This window comes from Sphingomonas sp. 2378 (assembly GCF_038084995.1).
In the GTDB taxonomy this organism is placed as follows: Bacteria; Pseudomonadota; Alphaproteobacteria; order Sphingomonadales; family Sphingomonadaceae; genus Sphingomonas.
Window position 1 is genome coordinate 27,339 of sequence record NZ_JAXCMJ010000020.1, and the last position, 17,347, is coordinate 44,685.

20 protein-coding genes and 1 riboswitch are annotated in these 17,347 nt (G+C 65.6%); of the genes, 7 read left to right on the forward strand and 13 right to left on the reverse strand.

The window, feature by feature from the left end; all coding sequences use genetic code 11:
• Positions 1-444, forward strand: coding sequence for a DUF1810 domain-containing protein (locus SM191_RS11395; protein WP_341506329.1), 444 nt, complete (start codon positions 1-3; stop codon positions 442-444).
• Positions 445-474: 30 nt separating this feature from the next.
• On the opposite strand, the gene SM191_RS11400 is transcribed toward SM191_RS11395, so the two are convergent.
• Positions 475-849, reverse strand: coding sequence for a hypothetical protein (locus SM191_RS11400; RefSeq protein ID WP_341506302.1), 375 nt, complete (start codon positions 847-849; stop codon positions 475-477).
• Between the two features lie 114 nt (positions 850-963).
• Between SM191_RS11400 and ung the strand changes: the two genes are divergently transcribed.
• Both ung and SM191_RS11410 read left to right on the forward strand, forming a co-directional pair.
• Positions 964-1,659: a uracil-DNA glycosylase gene (ung, locus tag SM191_RS11405; RefSeq protein WP_341506303.1), complete on the forward strand. Its 696-nt coding sequence runs from the start codon at positions 964-966 to the stop codon at positions 1,657-1,659.
• Positions 1,660-1,738: 79 nt separating this feature from the next.
• A complete protein-coding gene (locus tag SM191_RS11410) occupies positions 1,739-2,050 on the forward strand; it encodes an alkylphosphonate utilization protein (RefSeq protein ID WP_341506304.1) in 312 nt (103 codons plus the stop codon).
• Between the two features lie 8 nt (positions 2,051-2,058).
• Here SM191_RS11410 and socB read toward each other — a convergent pair whose 3' ends face one another.
• The 10 genes from socB to gluQRS all read right to left on the reverse strand — a co-directional run bounded on the left by socB (position 2,059) and on the right by gluQRS (position 11,725).
• On the reverse strand, positions 2,059-2,766 hold the full coding sequence (socB, locus tag SM191_RS11415) for a type VI toxin-antitoxin system SocB family DNA replication inhibitor toxin (RefSeq protein ID WP_341506305.1): 708 nt from the start codon (positions 2,764-2,766) through the stop codon (positions 2,059-2,061).
• Positions 2,738-3,328: a type VI toxin-antitoxin system SocA family antitoxin gene (gene socA / locus SM191_RS11420; RefSeq protein ID WP_341506306.1), complete on the reverse strand. Its 591-nt coding sequence runs from the start codon at positions 3,326-3,328 to the stop codon at positions 2,738-2,740. The genes socB and socA overlap by 29 nt, the downstream gene beginning before the upstream one ends.
• Before the next feature lie 63 nt (positions 3,329-3,391).
• The gene (thiC, locus tag SM191_RS11425; protein WP_341506307.1) at positions 3,392-5,260 is read right to left on the reverse strand and encodes a phosphomethylpyrimidine synthase ThiC; all 1,869 of its coding nucleotides are present in this window, start codon (positions 5,258-5,260) and stop codon (positions 3,392-3,394) included.
• A 48-nt stretch (positions 5,261-5,308) separates the two neighbouring features.
• Positions 5,309-5,399: riboswitch (TPP riboswitch) on the reverse strand.
• 157 nt (positions 5,400-5,556) lie between these two features.
• Positions 5,557-6,561, reverse strand: a complete 1,005-nt coding sequence (locus tag SM191_RS11430; RefSeq protein ID WP_341506308.1) for a ferritin-like domain-containing protein — start codon at positions 6,559-6,561, stop codon at positions 5,557-5,559.
• A 33-nt stretch (positions 6,562-6,594) separates the two neighbouring features.
• Positions 6,595-7,578, reverse strand: coding sequence for a ferritin-like domain-containing protein (locus SM191_RS11435; RefSeq protein WP_341506330.1), 984 nt, complete (start codon positions 7,576-7,578; stop codon positions 6,595-6,597).
• Between the two features lie 198 nt (positions 7,579-7,776).
• On the reverse strand, positions 7,777-8,754 hold the full coding sequence (gene egtD, locus SM191_RS11440) for an L-histidine N(alpha)-methyltransferase (protein ID WP_341506309.1): 978 nt from the start codon (positions 8,752-8,754) through the stop codon (positions 7,777-7,779).
• Between the two features lie 2 nt (positions 8,755-8,756).
• A complete protein-coding gene (egtB, locus tag SM191_RS11445; RefSeq protein ID WP_341506310.1) occupies positions 8,757-10,028 on the reverse strand; it encodes an ergothioneine biosynthesis protein EgtB in 1,272 nt (423 codons plus the stop codon).
• Between the two features lie 40 nt (positions 10,029-10,068).
• Positions 10,069-10,632 (reverse strand): cob(I)yrinic acid a,c-diamide adenosyltransferase, encoded by a 564-nt coding sequence (locus tag SM191_RS11450; protein WP_341506311.1) that lies wholly within the window; start codon positions 10,630-10,632, stop codon positions 10,069-10,071.
• 4 nt (positions 10,633-10,636) lie between these two features.
• A complete protein-coding gene (locus SM191_RS11455; RefSeq protein ID WP_341506312.1) occupies positions 10,637-10,864 on the reverse strand; it encodes a twin transmembrane helix small protein in 228 nt (75 codons plus the stop codon).
• Between the two features lie 9 nt (positions 10,865-10,873).
• Positions 10,874-11,725: a tRNA glutamyl-Q(34) synthetase GluQRS gene (gene gluQRS / locus SM191_RS11460; RefSeq protein WP_341506313.1), complete on the reverse strand. Its 852-nt coding sequence runs from the start codon at positions 11,723-11,725 to the stop codon at positions 10,874-10,876.
• 95 nt (positions 11,726-11,820) lie between these two features.
• Here gluQRS and SM191_RS11465 point away from each other — a divergent pair, with 95 nt between their 5' ends.
• The 4 genes from SM191_RS11465 to SM191_RS11480 all read left to right on the forward strand — a co-directional run bounded on the left by SM191_RS11465 (position 11,821) and on the right by SM191_RS11480 (position 16,154).
• Positions 11,821-12,387, forward strand: a complete 567-nt coding sequence (locus SM191_RS11465; protein WP_042485172.1) for an HNH endonuclease — start codon at positions 11,821-11,823, stop codon at positions 12,385-12,387.
• An 18-nt stretch (positions 12,388-12,405) separates the two neighbouring features.
• Positions 12,406-12,849 (forward strand): hypothetical protein, encoded by a 444-nt coding sequence (locus SM191_RS11470; RefSeq protein WP_307002909.1) that lies wholly within the window; start codon positions 12,406-12,408, stop codon positions 12,847-12,849.
• 222 nt (positions 12,850-13,071) lie between these two features.
• The gene (ppc, locus tag SM191_RS11475) at positions 13,072-15,747 is read left to right on the forward strand and encodes a phosphoenolpyruvate carboxylase (RefSeq protein WP_341506314.1); all 2,676 of its coding nucleotides are present in this window, start codon (positions 13,072-13,074) and stop codon (positions 15,745-15,747) included.
• A gap of 5 nt (positions 15,748-15,752) precedes the next feature.
• Entirely contained in the window at positions 15,753-16,154 is a 402-nt protein-coding gene (locus SM191_RS11480; protein ID WP_341506315.1) for an OsmC family protein, read from the forward strand.
• 28 nt (positions 16,155-16,182) lie between these two features.
• On the opposite strand, the gene SM191_RS11485 is transcribed toward SM191_RS11480, so the two are convergent.
• Positions 16,183-16,830, reverse strand: a complete 648-nt coding sequence (locus tag SM191_RS11485) for an FMN-binding negative transcriptional regulator (protein WP_341506316.1) — start codon at positions 16,828-16,830, stop codon at positions 16,183-16,185.
• Positions 16,827-17,324: a methylated-DNA--[protein]-cysteine S-methyltransferase gene (locus tag SM191_RS11490; protein ID WP_341506317.1), complete on the reverse strand. Its 498-nt coding sequence runs from the start codon at positions 17,322-17,324 to the stop codon at positions 16,827-16,829. Before SM191_RS11490 ends, SM191_RS11485 begins: the two co-directional genes overlap by 4 nt.
• Between the last annotated feature and the right edge of the window lie 23 nt (positions 17,325-17,347).

Below are 17,347 nucleotides of genomic sequence, written 5' to 3' on the forward strand. Positions count from 1 at the left end.
ATGACAGCCGCGCCCTCCCCTGATTCCGACCTGTCCCGCTTCGTCGAGGCCCAGGCGGACAGCTTCCCCGCCGCATTGGCCGAACTGCGTGTCGGGCGAAAGCAAAGTCACTGGATGTGGTTCGTCTTTCCCCAGATCGCCGGTCTCGGTCGCAGCCCCACCGCGCGATATTATGCGATCCGGGACGCGGGCGAGGCGCGGGCCTATCTGGCGCATCCGATCCTCGGCCCCCGCCTGCTCGAAGCGATCCGTACCGTGATCGCCGCGCCCGGATCAGCGGGGGCGGTGTTCGGCGGGATCGATGCGATCAAGCTGCGCTCCTCGCTGACCCTGTTCGCCGCCATCGCCGATGACCCTGCGCCCTTTCGCGAAGGGCTGGACCGGTTCTTCGACGGGCAGGCCGACGACGCGACGCTGGCGAAGCTCGACCACCCCGCACCGTGACTCGGGGGGGGGGGGCGAGCCTCGCTACGGTCACTTGATGGTGACGGGCCCCGGGCCGGTCACGCTGGCCGACTGATCGGCGGTCAGCACGATGGTCCACTGAGTGCTGTTGTCGCACACCGCGTTCCAGCTCGGGTTGCCGTTGACCAGGGCGGCTTCCTTCATCGCGGTGACCGACTGGCAGCTCGCGCCCGAAGGCCCGGCATCGCGGATCGCACGGAACAGCACGCCGCGCCGCTGCCCCTCGGGCAGGTCGCGGATCTTTGTGCCTAGCGCGTCGGCACTCATCACATTGCCGGTGGCGGCGACCGCCGCGGTGTTGTTGGCGGGCTCGGTCGAGGAGCCGCATGCCGCCAGCGGCAAGGCGGCGGTCATCACGGCGAGGGTGATCGTCGAACGTTTCATGATCATGGTCCTCCAATAGGCTCAGCGGCCGGCGGAATGACGACCGTATCGGGTGCATAACGATTATCCGCCAAGCCGGTTGCGCGCCAATCGCACCGGGGGCAAGAGGATGCGATGAGCGACATCCGACTGGACCCAAGCTGGCTGGCCGTCCTGCGCGACCAGTTCGACGAGCCCTATATGAAGGCGCTCAAGACCTTCCTGGCGGACGAGCGCGCCAGCGGGCAGCGTGTCTTCCCCCGCCCGTCCGAATGGTTCCGCGCGCTGGACCTGACGCCGCTGGATCAGGTGCGCGTCGTGATCCTGGGGCAGGACCCCTATCATGGCGAGGGGCAGGCGCATGGCCTGGCCTTTTCGGTCCAGCCCGGCGTCCGCCCGCCGCCCAGCCTGGTCAATATCTACAAGGAGATGGCGACCGATCTGGGCATCGCGCCGCCCTCCCATGGCCTGCTCGACCATTGGGCGCGGCAGGGGGTGCTCTTGCTCAACTCCGTCCTGACCGTGCGGATGGGCCAAGCCGCCTCGCATCAGGGGCGCGGGTGGGAGCGGTTCACCGATGCCGTGATCCGCGCCGTCGCCGCCAAGCCCGAGCCGGTCGTCTTCATCCTGTGGGGCGCCTATGCGCAGAAGAAGGCGGGCTTCGTCCGCGAAATGGGCGGCGGGCGGCATTGCGTCCTGACCTCGGTCCACCCCTCGCCTTTGTCGGCGCGGGGCGGCTTCTTCGGCTCGAAGCCCTTTTCCAAGGCCAACGCCTTTCTGGTCGAGCAGGGCCGCGAGCCGATCGACTGGGCGCTGCCGCCGCTGTCCTGATCTGTAATCATACTGGCTTCAATTGCCGCGAGGGCGCATAGGGGCCGCCATTCCACCGATGCGATGAGGATCAAGCGCGATGGCCGACGACGAATATGTGTATGACGAAGCGACCGGCGAATGGATCAGCGCCGCTGACGCCGCCGCCAAGGCTGGCGCGGGCAGCGACGATGACGCGGTCGTGGTGCGGGACTCGGTCGGCAACGTCCTGAGCGACGGGGATCAGGTGACGCTGATCAAGGACCTGACCGTCAAGGGCGCCGGCCAGACGCTGAAGCGCGGAACCCTGATCAAGTCGATCCGCCTGACCGGCGATGCGCAGGAAATCGACTGCAAGTTCGACGGGATCAAGGGGTTGGTGCTAAGGGCGGAGTTTGTGCGGAAGCGGTGAGTTCGACTTTAACCGAACATTCCCCCAGCCGCCCGCTTCGGTTCAACAATGTGCCTTTCGGCGAGTACCTCGCGCCATATCGAATAGGTTTCATCAATCAACTGCGATAGCTCTGCCAATGAATATAAATCATCGTCGTTAACCCACGACTCACTGATAACTCGTTCTTCTTTTCCCTGCGGAAAACGAAGAACGAGAAGATTTGAATCAAAAAAATCCGGATCAGCCAATCGAATCTGCTGATGCATCATAGAAAAAACGAACTTGCGGGCCCGTACCGTTAAACCATTAGTCCGACGATAATCTATAAATAGAAAGGTATTTCTTCCATTTACCTGAAAGAAAAAATTCTCCCAGTACCGAACAAGCCCCAGTGAACCAATAGCCATTGAAGGCACTACACGCTCAACTGCGCCACTCGATTTTTGCCGATACCAATGATCAAAGAGATCGACAACCTCCAGACAGCTCTCTTGCTGCTCGTCGCATCTGCAACGCCTGCTAACGATCTCTTTGATCTTCTCCATAGAGGGGCGCGGTGAAATTAATCCCAGCGGGTTAGCCGGATTAGCAATATTGAAATTTTGAGACCGTGCTGGCTCGTATGACCAACTGCCGCCACCAGAATTGAAAGATTGAAGTGCTCGACGCTTCATTGCCGCAGAAAGCGGTGCGATCCGAGCTAAATCAGTCTCCGGCAAACGGCGAAGCTTCATCCAATCCCTCGTTCTCCTGCGAAGGCTGCAAAGCAACCTTCAATCTTCCGAACGCCTTGATCGTCAGATCATCGTCGATTCGGTTACCTACTGTAGCACCTGTTTTTGCTTTGTTCCAGACAATAGACCATGCCCCCCCCGGAACGTGGGACAAACTTATCAACTGGCTAGGCGAAGCATGCCCCATAACATGCATAAGATGCTCAATATGTCTGACGGCAAGCGGATCCGCTAGCTCCGGCAACGATGATGAGATTCCTGTGAAAGGATCGGTGCGCTGGATCAGAGAGGTAATTTCATTTCTACCGTAATGCTTCAAAGCATCATAGATCGATCGGCATACCGGGCCAAATTCCCACGCCTCAAAAACGCCGCGAACTAAAGGACGCCGATGATGAACCAGAAAAGCTGCATGTGCAAAGTAAAGTAGCTTTTGCACCGAAACGTTGCGTATGGGCACCCCCATACGCTGCGCGCACGCAATTATTGCGTTGGCCACAACGCGAGGATCATGCCCCATCGTATCAGTATTGTTTGGCATGGCACCCATCGGCGGGCGCATGGGTCATGCGCGCCCGCAATGTCAACAGGCTAGAAGCTCACTGTGGCCCTTATGTGGCCACGTTCACTCCGCCGGCAGGTAAACCTCCCCGCCCTTCTCGCGGAACCGTTCGCTCATTTCCTGCATCCCCGCCTCGGCATCCTCTGCCGCGACGAAGGTCTCCACCGGCGCGTTCTGCTTCGCCGCGAACTCCCGCACTTCCTGCGTGATCTTCATCGAGCAGAATTTCGGGCCACACATCGAACAGAAATGCGCGGTCTTCGCACCCTCCGCGGGCAGGGTCTGGTCATGATACGATTCCGCCGTGTCGGGATCGAGCGACAGGTTGAACTGGTCGCGCCAGCGGAATTCGAAGCGGGCGCGGCTCAGCGCGTCGTCGCGCATCTTGGCGGCGGGATGCCCCTTGGCCAGGTCGGCGGCGTGGGCGGCCAGCTTGTACGTCACCACGCCGACCTTCACGTCGTCGCGGTCGGGCAGGCCCAGATGCTCCTTGGGCGTGACGTAGCAGAGCATCGCCGTGCCGTACCAGCCGATCATCGCCGCGCCGATGCCGCTGGTGATATGGTCGTATCCCGGCGCGATGTCGGTGGTCAGCGGCCCGAGGGTGTAGAAGGGCGCCTCGCCGCACGCCTCCAGCTGCTTGTCCATATTCTGCTTGATCTTGTGCATCGGCACATGGCCGGGGCCCTCGATCATGACCTGCACGTCCTGCGCCCAGGCGCGCTTGGTCAGCTCGCCCAGCGTGTAGAGCTCGGCGAACTGCGCCTCGTCATTGGCATCGGCGATCGCGCCGGGGCGCAGGCCGTCGCCCAGCGAATAGGCGATGTCATAAGCCTTCATGATCTCGGTGATCTCGTCGAAGCGTTCGTAGAGGAACGACTCCTTGTGATGCGCCAGGCACCATTTCGCCATGATCGAGCCGCCCCGCGACACGATGCCGGTCACGCGCTTGGCGGTCAGCGGAATGTACGGCAGGCGCACGCCCGCATGGATGGTGAAATAGTCGACGCCCTGCTCGGCCTGTTCGATCAGCGTGTCGCGGAAGATTTCCCAGGTCAGTTCCTCGGCGATGCCGCCGACCTTCTCCAGCGCCTGATAGATGGGGACGGTGCCGATCGGCACCGGCGAGTTGCGGATGATCCACTCGCGCGTGTCGTGGATGTTGCGGCCCGTCGACAGGTCCATGACCGTGTCCGCGCCCCAGCGGATCGACCAGACCAGCTTGTCGACCTCGGAGGCCACGTTGCTGGCGACCGCCGAATTGCCGATATTGGCGTTGATCTTGACCAGGAAGTTGCGGCCGATCGCCATCGGCTCGGATTCGGGGTGGTTGATGTTGTTGGGGATGATCGCCCGGCCGCGCGCCACTTCGTCGCGGACGAATTCGGGCGTGACGTAATCGGGAATCGCCGCGCCGAAGCTTTCGCCGTCGCGGGCATATTCGCGCAGCATCTCGCGGCCCAGATTCTCGCGGGTCGCGACATATTCCATTTCCGGCGTGATGATGCCTTGGCGGGCATAGTGCATCTGGCTGACGTTCATGCCGGGCTTGGCACGCAAGGGGCGGTTCAGTCCGGTGCGCGGGAATTGCGGTACGCCGCCCGAACGGTCGGGGCCGAGTTGTCCGTTATCCTCGGGGCGGATTTCGCGGCCGTCATAGGCCTCGACATCGCCGCGCCCCTCGATCCACGCGCGGCGGATCTGGGGCAGGCCCGCCATGATGTCGATCCGCGCTGTCGGGTCGGTGTACGGGCCGCTGGTGTCATAGACGCGCAAGGGCGGTTCGCCCGAGGACGGGTCGAGATGGATCTCGCGCATCGCGACGCCCAGCGGTCCGACATGAATCTTCTTCGAGCCACGAATGGGGCCGGTGGTCACGCCTATTGCGCTGCCCGCGGGGGGGATCTCGGTCTTTACGGGGATATCTGCCATAGTCGTCCACTCCATGCGGAGGAAACGGACCATGAGAGATGGGGCCGCTCCCTCCCTACGCCGGTGTCAGCCGGATCAGGTTCAGCGGGTCGGGGGCTCTTGCCCCCCTCTCAAGCGCAGGCCAGCGCTCCCCCGGGGATGGACGCAGCATAAGCGGTTTCGCGGCGGATAAGAAGGGGTTTTGCTAGGCCGCGCCATGACCCGCCCGGATAGGGGCACGGCGCGGCGACAAAAAAACCCCGACCGGCCAGGGGACTAGGGCCGATCGGGGCAAGGACCGTGAAGAGGATCGGCGCTTATCCGCTGGCGGCGCTGGTCCGGACGTTGCCGTTCAGGCCGTTGGGGAAGAAGCCGCCGCCGGTCACCGCCGCCTTGTTGAGATAGACGACGTTCAGCACCTGGCCGGGCGTGCGGGCAAAGGCGATCGCATTGGAATCGGCGGGAACGATGTTCGCCACCTGCGTGCCGTTGACCGTCGCGACGATGCCCTGATCGAGATCGGTCGAGCCGTCCAGGCTGTCACGCGCGTCGGAGATCTGTCCGGCGGCGGTGGTCAGCCCCTTGCGATACAGGACCGAGCGGACGAGCCCGGCATGATAGGCCTCCGCCGCATGGATGCCCGCCGCCGCCTCGATATAGGTCTTGTTGGTCAACAGGGTGACGCCGCCCATATAGGCGGTCACCCCGACATCCTCGAAGATATAGGCCGCGAGCAGGAAATTCTCGTCCGAGGCATAAGGGTCGAAGGTCGCGTCCGCCGCGATCACGCCCGCGGCACGCGCCGCCGCGGTGAAGGCGCCATTGGCATCGCCCGACAGGTTGATCGCCGGTTGCGCCACCGCCGAGGTGCCGAGCGCGGAGCGCAGGAAGTTAACGTGCGCGATCTCGTCCAAGGCGATCTCACGCGCATATTGCGCGACGATCGGGTCCTTGAACGCGACCCCGCGCGGCTGGCCGCTGGTCCCGGTCGCGACCGCCCCTTGGGTGCCCGTCCCCGTCTGGAACGACGCGGCGAGGCCCGTATTGAAGGCGGCATAGCTGTAGAATTGCGCTTCCAGATATTCGAGTTGGAGCGCGAAGTTCAGCACATCGGCATCGGTGACCGACCCGGTCGGGCTGGCGGTCGGCGTCGGGGTGGGGACGACGATCACGTCGTCATCGTCATTGTTGCAGGCGCCCAGCATCGCCAGTCCGCCCACGGCCCCCGCTCCGGCGGCCATGCGCATGAAACGGCGGCGATCGGCCCGGCGCTTGGCCGAGGCTTCGTCAATGACATCGAGAATGAAGCGTTCTTCGCTCATGATGATAATCCTCTCGAAACGAGGAAAAAGGGATCAGTTCGCCGCACTGGCGCGCAGGGTGCCGTTCACGCCCGCCGGGAAGAAACCCCCGAGCGTCGCCGCCGCATTGTTCAGATAGACGATGTTGAGCACCTGCTGCGGCGTCCGGCTGAACGCGATGCCGTTATTGTCGAGCGGCACGATGTTGGACACCAGCTGACCGTTGACGGTCGTCTGCGCGATCCCCTGGTCGAGGTCGGTCGAGCCGTCGAGGCTGTCGCGGGCGTCCGAGATGCGGCCTGCCGCAGTGATCAGCGAGGGCTGCGGGTTGTTCATGTCATAGCCCAGGCCGTAGAGCGTCGTGCGAACGATCGCGGCATGATAGGCCTCGACCGCCAGGATGCCCGCCGCGGCCTGGAGGAAGGTCTTGTTGCTGATCAGCGGCGAGGCGCCCTTATAGGCGGTCACGCCGACATCCTCGAAGATATAGGCGCCCAGCAGGAACGCGGTCGGCGAGGCATAGGGGTTGAAGGTTTCGGTGGCACCGACCACGCCCGCCGCGCGCGCCGCCGCCGTAAACGGACCATTGGCGTCGCCGGAGATGTTGATCGCCGGTTGCGCGACCGCCGCACTGCCCAGCGCGGTGCGCAGGAAGGCGACATGGGCGGCCTCGTCGGCGGCGATCTCTCGCGCATATTGGCCGATGATCGCGTCGTCGCTGTTGCCGGTGGCGAAATTGACCTGCGCGCCGCCGGTCACCGCACCCTGGTTGCCCGTGCCCGTCAGCTGGCTGGCGGGGAGGCCCGCGCCGTTGGCGGCATAGGCATAGAATTGCGCCTCGAGATATTCGAGGTTCAGCGCGAAGTTCAGGATGTCGGTATCGGTGATCGCCGCCTGTGCCCCGGCCTTGCTGGTCAGGGTGAAGGCGGTCGCTCCGGCAGCAGCCGCTCCGACCGCGAGTTTGAAGAAATCGCGCCGCAGATTGCGGCGCTCGGCCCGCGCGTCGAACGCATCGAGCAGTTGTGCGCTTTCCGTCATCATGCTCCTCCCTAAAGGAACCAAGATGAGCTCTTCTGTATTTAGGTAACCGTCAGAAGAGCTCACAAAGGGGCATGGCCGAGAACTTTATTGATCTAGGTTTTCAGCCGGACCATGAAGCGAAACGTCATCCATCCAAAAAAGACGCAGCTTTTTTAAAAAAAGCGTTTTGCCGAAAATCTTATGCTGACAGTCCGGTCATGGCGCGAGACGGACCGATTGCGCCTCGGCAAGATAGACGGCGAACAGGTCGTCCGGGTCGCTCCACTGCGCCACCGGAGTCCAGCCGCCCGCACGCAACAGTATCTTGGCATCGCGCGGGCCATATTTGTGGCTGTTCTCGGTATGGATCGTTTCCCCCGCCGCCATGGCGAAGGGGCGCCCCTCGATCGTGAAGTCGACGTCCCGCTCGGCGGCAAGGTGCATTTCGATGCGCGAGCGGTCGTCGTTCCACACCGCGCGGTGGCGGAAGGCGTCGACCGGGATGGTGCCGTCGAGCTCGCGATTGATCCGGTCGAGCAGGTTGCGGTTGAACGCCGCCGTCACCCCCTGCGCATCGTCATAGGCGGGAACCAGCACCTCGCTCGACTTGGCCCGGTCCATCCCGATCAGCAGCATCGCCCCCTCGCCCAGCGAGCCGCGCATCGCGCGCAGCAGGTCGGTCGCCATGGCCGGGGTCATGTTGCCGATGGTCGATCCGGGGAAGAAGCCCAGCTTGGGCGCATCCGCCACCATCGCGGGCAGGGTCAGCGGGCGCATAAAATCCCCCTCCAGCGGATGGATGGGCAGGTCCGGGAAGGCCTGTTGCAGGTTGCGCGCGGAATCGCGCAGAAAATCGCCCGAAATATCGATCGGCACATAGGCGGACGGCTCGACGCAGCGGAGCAACACCGGCGTCTTGGTCGACGAGCCCGATCCGAATTCGACCACCGCGCGCCCCTTGCCGACATGCCGGATCAGATCGGGGCAGATGGTCTTCAGGATCGCGGTTTCGGCGCGGGTCGGGTAATATTCGGGCAGGTCGGTGATCGCCTCGAACAGCTCCGATCCCTTGCGGTCATAGAACCAGCGGGCGGGAATGGCGCGCGGACGACGCTCCAGCCCGGCCAGCACATCGGCGCGAAAGGCGGGGTCGGCAAGGGACATCTGACCGTCCTCGATCTCGGGCTTCAGCATGGTTACAGGTCCTTTGCCAAGCGGACGCCGGTGAATTGCCAGCGCTGATGGGGATAGAAGAAGTTGCGATAGCTGGCGCGGGCATGGCCGCGCGGGGTCGCGCAACTGCCGCCGCGCAGGACGAACTGCCCGTTCATGAACTTGCCGTTATATTCGCCGACCGCGCCCTCGACGGCACGGAAGCCGGGATAGGGGCGATAGGCGCTGCCGGTCCATTCCCAGACATCACCGAAAAAGGCCGGGCCTTGCGGAGCGGGGCGCGGCTCGATCGCGCCGGCGGCGTCCATCTGGTTGCCGCCGGAGGCGTCGTGCGCGGTCGCCGCCGCTTCCCATTCCATCTCGGTCGGCAGCCGTGCGCCCGCCCAGGTCGCATAGGCATCGGCCTCGTAGAAGCTGACATGGGTGACGGGCGCGGCGGGGTCGATCGCGCGCCGCCCGTCCAGCCCGAAGCGGGTCCAGCCGCCGTCGCGCTCTTCCCAATAGAGCGGCGCAGCGATGCCCTCTCCCTTCACCCAGGCCCAGCCGTCGGACAGCCAGAGGCGCGGATCGCGATAGCCGCCATCCTCGATGAAGCGCATCCATTCGGCATTGGTGACGGTCCGGTCGGCGACGGCGTGCGGATGGAGCAGCGCGTCGTGGCGCGGCCCCTCGCAATCGAAGGCGAAACCTTGTCCGTCATGGCCGACCTGCACGATCCCCTGCCGCCCTTCGATCCAGCCGATCGCCCCCGGCATGGCGACCGGCGTCTTGGGCCGGGGCGCGTAGAGCGCAGGTTCGAGCGGATTTTCGGAGAAGAGATGCAGGATGTCGGTGACGAACAATTCCTGATGCTGCTCCTCATGATGACACCCCAGCGCGACCAGTTCGAGCGCCGCCTCGGGCAGATCGGGCATCGCCGCCAGCAGGGCGGCATCGACATGCGCCCGATACGCCCGCACCTCGTCCAGCGTCGGGCGGGTGATCATCCCCCGGCGGTGCCGTGCATGGCGCTTCCCTTCCGCCTCGTAATAGCTGTTGAACAGGAACGGGAAGCGCGGGTCGTGCAGTTGATAGCCCGGCACATGATCGCGCAGTACGAAGGTTTCGAAGAACCAGGTCGTGTGCGCCATATGCCATTTGGCGGGCGAGGCGTCGGGCATGGACTGCACCGTCGCATCGGCGTCGGACAGCGGCTCGGCCAGCGACAGGGTCAGCCCCCGGACCGCGCGATAGCGGGATGCCAGTCGAGGGGCAGGCGTCGGCGCCGTCGCGGAGGACGGGACGATAGTCGGCATTCGGGTGCTCCCCGGATTGCGGGGAACAGCGACCGGCCCCTTACCGTGTCGTTCGCACCCCTCCTGGAACCCAAAGAACGTCCGACGCGCCGTTTTGGTTCACCGCGCGCGCGGCGACGAACAGCCAGTCCGACAGACGGTTGAGATAGGCGAGCGCGGACGGGTTGATCGCCTCCTGCTCGCCCAGCGCGACCCCAGCCCGCTCGGCGCGCCGCGCGATGGCGCGCGCCAGATGCAGATGCGCCGCCGCCGATGTGCCGCCGGGCAGGATGAAGCTGGTGAGCGGCGACAGCGTCGCGTTCATCGCGTCGATCTCCACCTCCAGCCGCGCGACCTGTTCGGGCAGGATACGCAGCGCCCCCTCGATCTCCCCCGGCGTGGCGAGGTCGGCGCCCAGGTCGAACAGATCGTTCTGGATGCGCGTCAATTGCTCGTGAAGCGTCCCCTCGATCGACAGCAGCGCGACGCCGATCGCGCTGTTCGCCTCATCCACCTCGCCGATCGCGACCATGCGGGGCTCGGCCTTGGACCGGCGCGATCCGTCGACCAGCCCGGTGGTGCCCGTATCGCCGGTGCGGGTGTAGATTTTCGTCAGCTTGACCAAGGAATCAGTTCCGCCCCGCCATGAACAGCAAGAGCACGACGACGGTGATCGCCAGCGCCTGGAAGAAGATGCGCTGCTGCATCATCCGGTTGGACTTGAGCTGCGACGCGGTCGGCCCCTCGCCCTTCGCCTCGGCGGTCGCTTCCTGAAGGAAGGAGATGATGCCACGCACCAGCGCGACGACGGTGGCGATCATCGCGGCGATCAGCAGGATCACGAGAAAAGTGCTCATGCCCGAAGCTTACGCCTCCCCCAGCCGAAATCCAGCGGGAAGCATATTGCGGCGCAGCGCATCCGCCAGCGCGCGGCCGTCCACCCCGTCCTCTCGCATCGCCGCCAGCGCGGGCGCGCCGTGGCGCTTGGCCAGACGCTGGCCGTCCGCGCCGACGATCAGCGGATGGTGGTAATAGAGCGGCGTCGCCAGGCCCAGCAGTGCCTGGAGCAGCCGGTGGACATGAGTCGCCTCGAACAGATCGACCCCGCGCACCACGTCGGTCACGCCCTGGGCCGCATCGTCCACCGTCACCGCCAGATGATAGCTGGCGGGCGCATCCTTCCGCGCAAGGATGACGTCGCCATGGCTCAGCGGATCGGCGACGACTGCACCCGCCCGTTCGTCATGCCAGTCCAGCGGGCCTGCCAGCGCCGCCGCGCGCGCCATGTCGATCCGCCAGCCATGCGGCTCCGCCATCCGCGCGGCGCGCTCCTCGGCGGACCGATGACGGCAGGTGCCGGGATAAATGGGCGTGGGTCCGTGCGGCGCGGACAGGCTGGCGGCGATCTCGGCGCGGGTGCAGAAACAGGGATAGAGCAAGTTGGCCAGCCGCGCCTGCGCCGCCGCATACAGGTCCAGTCGTTCGGACTGGAAGGACAGATCGTCCCATTCCAGGCCCAGCCATTCCAGATCGCGAAGAATCGCCTCGACATGCTCGGGGCGGCTGCGGGTGCCGTCGATATCCTCGATCCGCAGGAGGAAACGGCCGCCCCCCGCCCGCGCCAGATCATGCGCGCGCACCGCCGACAGGGCATGGCCCAGATGCAGCCGCCCGGTCGGGCTCGGCGCGAAACGCGTCACGGGTCGCACTCCGCTCATCGCCCACCCCCTTGACCGCGATTCCCGTCCCATGCTGTCATAGCCATGTCACGCTGCTGGGCGAAAGGCGCAGCAGTACCGCGAAGGGAGGAGCTGTGTTTCATCCCGACTTGATCCGACACCCGGACTCCTGTCCGGCTCTCGTGCTGAACGCCGATTATACGCCGCTGTCCTATTATCCGCTGTCGGTCTGGCCCTGGCAGACCGCGGTGAAGGCCGTGTTCCTCGACCGGGTGGATATCGTCGCCCATTATGAGCGTGAGGTGCGCAGCCCGACCGCCAAGGTCAAGCTGCCCTCGGTCATCGCGCTCAAGCAATTCGTGAAGCCGTCGCAATTCCCGGCCTTCACCCGCTTCAACCTGTTCCTGCGCGACCGCTTCTCCTGCCAATATTGCGGATCGCACCGCGACCTGACCTTCGACCATGTCATCCCGCGCGCGCAAGGCGGGCGGACGACCTGGGAGAATGTCGTCACCGCCTGTGCCCCCTGCAATCTGAAGAAGGGCGGGCGCACCCCGCGCCAGGCCGCGATGCCGCTGCATATCGAGCCGATCCGCCCGACGAATTGGCATTTGCAGGAACATGGCCGCAGCTTCCCGCCCAATTATCTGCATGAAACATGGCACGACTGGCTGTACTGGGACGTTGAGTTGGAAGCGTAACGAAGCTGGGAGTGTCGAATGCGTGCATGGGCGATGGGCCTGGGGCTGACGGCGTTGATGGCCGCGACCACCGCCTGTGGAAAGAAGGAGGAAAACCGCGCCGAGGCCGATCGCGCCGCCGCCAAGGCCGGGTTCGTGCCGCCCTCCGTGACGTCGCGGGTCGATTTCGGCGGCATGATGGCGCGCCGCTTCCGCGAACTGGATCGCGACGGCAACGACATCATCACGCCCGATGAAATGCCCAGCACCAATTCCCGGCTGTGGGAACTCGACCGCAACAAGGACGGCGAGATCACCGAGAGCGAATTCTTCGAGGGGATGCTCGCGCGCTTTGACCGGATGGACCTGAACCGCGACGGCACGGTGACGTCGGAGGAACGCGAAGCCTCGCGCACCGAACGCCCCGCCACGCCGAGCAATCCGGTCGCGACGGGCGCGGGGGCGCCAGGGAATACGAATTAAGAGTATCAACTCATCGTCTGTCGGCGCGGATTTTCAGCAGCGATGCCCGACAGCCCGGAATTACGGACCTCACACTTGTCGGGCTCGCACGATGCCGCCTTCGCCACGCCGCCAAGCCCCGTGAAACGCAACTACCGACACGCATTGTCGAATAATATTATACCAAAATTACGCACGGCAATCGGTTGACGCCCAAGCTATTGCGTTGCAGCAATGGCGCCCATGACGACCTTGCCTCCTATCGCCAACAATGCCGACATCCGCTTTCTGGGCGCGCAACTGGGTGACGTGATCCGCCGCTATGGCGGCGATGCGCTGTTCGAGGCGACGGAGGCCATTCGCCGCGCCTCGGTCAATCGCCACCGCGGCCTGGGCGACGATGCCGAGGTCGATCTGCAACTGGAAAAGCTGGCGCTGGACGAGACGCTGGATTTCGTGCGCGGCTTCATGCTGTTCTCGATGCTCGCCAATCTGGCCGAGGATCGCCAGGGCATCGCGCGCGAACCCGGCACCGACATTGCCGAGGTGCTGGCGACGCTGGCCGACAAGGGCATCGACCGCGAGGCGGCGATGGAGTTGTTGGCCCGTGCCCTCGTCGTCCCCGTGCTGACCGCGCACCCCACGGAGGTGCGGCGCAAGAGCATGATCGACCACCGCAACCGCATCGCCGAACTGCTGGCGATGCGCGATGCGGGCCGCGACGTGACGCCCGATGGCGATGATGTGGAGGCCGCGATCGGCCGCCAGATTGCGCTCCTCTGGCAGACCCGTGTGCTGCGGCGCGAGCGGTTGTACGTCACCGACGAAGTGGAGACGGCGCTGTCCTATCTGCGCGACGTGTTCCTGCCGGTGCTACCCGCCTTGTATCAGCGCTGGGACAAGGCGTTCGGCGCGCGCGTGCCCGCCTTCCTGCGGCCCGGTTCGTGGATCGGCGGCGACCGCGACGGCAATCCCTTCGTCACCGCCGAGTCGCTGACCACCGCACTCGCCCAGGCGGCGGACGCGGTGCTGACCCATTATTGCGAGGCGGTCCACGCGCTGGGCGCCGAGCTGTCCATCTCGACCGAACATGCCGAGGTGGACGCGGCGGTACTGGCCTTGGCCGATGCTAGCGGCGACGATGCGCTCAGCCGCTCGGACGAGCCCTATCGCCGTGCGCTGTCGGGCATCTATGCCCGCCTCGCCGCGACCCATCAGAAATTGACCGGCAAGGCCCCGCCGCGTCCCGGTCGGCTGACCGGCGAGCCCTATCCCGATCCCAAGGCGCTGCGCACCGATCTGGTCGCGATCGCGCGCGGGCTGGCGGCCCGCGGTGACGGGGCGCTGGCGAGCGGCGGTGCGCTGGGACGGCTGATCCGCGCGGTCGAGACCTTCGGCTTCCATCTGGCGACGCTCGACCTGCGCCAGAATTCCGCGGTGCATGAGCGCGTCGTCGCCGAACTGTTGAAGGTCGCCGGGGTCGAGGCGGATTATCTGGCGCTGGACGAGGACGCCCGCGTCGCGCTTCTCCGCCGCGAACTGGCCAATGCCCGACCGCTGTTCAGCCTTTATGCGGACTATTCGGACGAAACCCGCTCCGAACTCGCCATCGTCCAGGCCGCCGCCGACGCCCATGCGACATATGGGCCGAAGTGCATCACCAACTATATCGTCTCGATGGGCAAGTCGGTCTCGGACCTGCTCGAAATCAACCTGATGCTGAAGGAGTTCGGCCTTTACCGCCCCGGCGAGCCTGCCACCGCCGCGATCATGGCGGTGCCCCTGTTCGAGACGATCGAGGATCTGGAGGCGGGCCCCGAGATCATGCGCGCCTATTTCGGCTTGCCCGAAATCGCCGCCATCGTGCGGGCGCGAGGGCATCAGGAGGTGATGATCGGCTATTCGGACTCGAACAAGGATGGCGGCTACCTGACCTCCACCTGGTCGCTGTCCAAGGCATCGAGCGCGTTCCGCCCTGTGTTCGAGGAGGCGGGCGTGCGGATGCAGTTGTTCCACGGGCGCGGCGGTGCGGTGGGGCGTGGCGGCGGCAGCGCCTTCGCCGCGATCCGCGCCCAGCCGCACGACACGGTGCAGGGGCGCATCCGCATCACCGAACAGGGCGAGGTGATCGCGGGCAAGTACGGCACGCGCGACTCGGCGCTGACCAATCTCGAGGCGATGGCGTCGGCGACCCTGCTCGCCAGCCTGGAGCCGGACCAGTTGTCGGCCGCCGACAATAGGCGCTTCACCGCCGCGATGGAGGAACTGTCGGCCACCGCCTTCACCACCTATCGCGACCTGGTCTATGGCACCGAGGGTTTCCGCACCTTCTTCCGCCAGATGACCCCGATCGCCGAGATCGCCGGACTGAAGATCGGCAGCCGCCCGGCCAGCCGCAAGAAATCCGACGCGATCGAAGATTTGCGCGCCATTCCCTGGGTGTTCAGTTGGGCGCAGGCGCGCGTCATGCTGCCCGGATGGTTCGGGGTCGGCACCGCGATCGCCCGGTTCGAGGACAAGGCGATGCTCGCCGAGATGGCGAAGAACTGGCCCTTCTTCGCGGCGACCCTGGCGAATATGGAGATGGTGCTCGCCAAGTCGGATATCGGCATCGCACGCCGCTATGCCGGGCTGGTCGAGGACGACACGCTGCGGAACGGGATATTCGGGCGCATCCATGATGGCTGGCATCGGGCACGCGACGGATTGCTGACCATCACCGGCCAGACGCGGCTGCTGTCCGACAACCCCGCGCTGGAGGCGTCGATCCGCCTGCGCCTGCCCTATATCGAGCCGCTCAACCTGCTCCAGATCGAACTCATGAAGCGTCACCGTGCGGGCGAGGACGATCCCCGCATCGGCGAGGGCATCCTGTTGTCGATCAACGGCATCGCCACCGCGCTGCGCAACAGCGGGTAGCGGTCTTGACCGATTTCATCGTGCATTATGAAGGCGGCCTGGCCTGCCGGACGGCGCATCCCGACTCCGGCGCGGTGCTGGTCACCCATGCCTCTCGGGAACTGGGGGGAAGCGGCGAGGGCTTTTCGCCGAGCGACCTGTTGTCGGTGTCGCTGGGCGGTTGCGTGCTCAGCATCATGGCGATGGCGGGGCGCGTCGCGGGACTGGAACTGGCGGGCGCGACGGCGACCGTGACCAAGGAGATGGGCAACGCCCCGCGCCGGATCACGACGCTGGCGGTGACGGTGCGCGTGCCCGGCATGTTCGATGCGGCGCAAAGGCGCAGGCTGGAGGCGGCGGCACAGGCCTGCCCGGTTCACGCGGTGCTGGGCATCGACGCGCCGATCAGGATTGTCTGGGAGGACTGACGAAGGGGAGCGTCGGCCATGTCGGGATTCACCCGTCGCGCTCCGCCTCCGCCTCGGCCATGAGCGTCGCCATGGCCCGATCGCCCGGGTCGGAGGACGCCGCCAGCCCGGCGATCACGCCCTTGCGATGGGGCGCGGGGTGGTGCTGGGCGATCTTCCACACCCCATCCCACCGCGCGACCTTCAGGATCAGGCCGACGATCCCGCGTTGCAGCCCCTGAATGGACCCCGCGGGCGCATCGTCGAGCGACCAGGGATCGCTGCGTTCCGCCTCATGCGCCTCGGTCAGCCGGGCCAGATGCGCACTCAGCCATGCCGGGTCGTGCGTGGCCGATAACGCCCCATGCGCCTGGACCGTGACGTAATTCCAGGTGGGCACGACCTTCCCATGCTCGCGCTTGCCCGGATACCAGCCGGGATGGACATAGGCATGCGGTCCCTGAAAGATCGCCAACGCCGCGCAACCCTTCTCCGCCAGCCGCCACAGCGGATTGGCACGCGCGACATGCCCCTCCAGCACCCAGCCCTCGCCGTCCCGTATCGCCAGCATCGGCAGCGACACCGCCTCGGGCGCGCCGTCGCGCACCACGACGAGCGAGGCGAGGCCGATGGCTGCGATAGCCTCCAGCAACACCGCTTCGCGCGTTTCCCGAAACGGGCGCGGCGGGTAGCTCATGCCAGAGCCAGCGCGGGTTCGCCGCGCTCATGCGCCAGCAGCCATTGCTTCACCGCCAGCCCTCCCGCAAAGCCGGTCAGCGTGCCGTTCGCGCCGATCACCCGGTGGCAGGGCGTGACGATCGACAGCGGATTGCGCCCGTTCGCCGCCCCCACCGCGCGCGACGCCCCCGGCCGCCCGATCGCGGCGGCGAGCGCGGCATAGCTGTGCGTCTCGCCGTAGGGAATGGCGTTCAGGCCGGTCCAGACGCACTTCTGGAAGTCGGTGCCGACAGGATCGAGCGGCAAAGTGAAATCGCGCCGCCGACCATCGAAATACTCGCCTAGTTGCCGGACGGCCTCGGCCAGGATGGCATGGGCGGGATCGCTGCGCCGTTCGGGCAAGGGCACGCGACCCGCCCGCTCTTCGGCCCAGAGGACGGCGCGCAAGCCGCGTTCGCTCGCCACGAGGGTCAACTCGCCCACCGGCGAGGCCATGGTGCATTCGCTCAACATGGCGCGACCTTATCGCATCATGG